Origin of the sequence: Escherichia sp. KCJ4928 (assembly GCF_004352695.1) — a bacterium.
Lineage (GTDB): Bacteria > Pseudomonadota > Gammaproteobacteria > Enterobacterales > Enterobacteriaceae > ECMA0423.
In genome coordinates, this window is record NZ_SJWV01000478.1 from 1 (window position 1) to 842 (window position 842).

The window sequence follows — 842 nt, forward strand, 5'->3', positions numbered from 1 at the left end:
GGATTGGTAAATGGTCATAATGAACAACACCAGAAAGAGAAAAATATAAAATACATACAGAAAGACATGAGAGCAAGGGACGGGGCAGGGCAAGATCATGAAAATTGTGATGTAAATCACGATTTTCATCTTGGCTTTAACGCCTACAGGTGATCAAAATTTAACCTTTGGAATAACTAAAAAGATAAAAAAGGACCCAGGTGAGTATTCAAAGTTTGCTTGATTATATTTCAGTGATCCCTGATATACGACAACAAGGAAAGGTTAAACATAAATTATCTGCTATTTTGTTTCTCACCGTATGTGCAGTAATTGCAGGTGCCGATGAGTGGCAGGAAATTGAAGATTTTGGACATGAAAGACTTGAATGGCTAAAGAAATATGGTGATTTTGATAATGGCATTCCGGTCGATGACACCATTGCACGCGTTGTGAGTAACATTGACAGTTTGGCCTTTGAAAAGATGTTTATTGAATGGATGCAGGAGTGCCATGAAATCACTGATGGTGAAATTATAGCAATAGATGGAAAGACCATAAGAGGCTCCTTTGATAAGGGAAAAAGAAAAGGAGCAATCCATATGGTGAGTGCATTCTCGAACGAAAATGGTGTTGTACTGGGGCAGGTGAAAACGGAAGCCAAAAGTAATGAGATTACAGCCATTTCAGAGTTGCTTAACCTACTGTATTTAAAGAAAAATTTGATAACCATTGATGCTATGGGCTGTCAGAAAGATATCGCTTCGAAGATCAAAGATAAAAAAGCAGATTATCTTCTGGCAGTAAAAGGCAATCAGGGGAAATTACATCATGCATTCGAGGAAAAATTTCCTGTAAATGTG

General features: G+C 37.5%; 1 protein-coding gene and 1 pseudogene. One reads left to right on the forward strand and one right to left on the reverse strand.

Translation table 11 applies throughout. From position 1 onward, the window contains the following. Positions 1-120, reverse strand: a 120-nt coding sequence (locus E0D98_RS28235; protein ID WP_240723776.1) for a hypothetical protein, incomplete at its 3' end; no start/stop codon positions are given. Between the two features lie 80 nt (positions 121-200). On the opposite strand from E0D98_RS28235, the pseudogene E0D98_RS24955 reads away from it, so the two are divergent. Beyond that, a pseudogene (locus tag E0D98_RS24955) lies at positions 201-842 on the forward strand (ISAs1-like element ISEc26 family transposase); the annotation flags it as partial.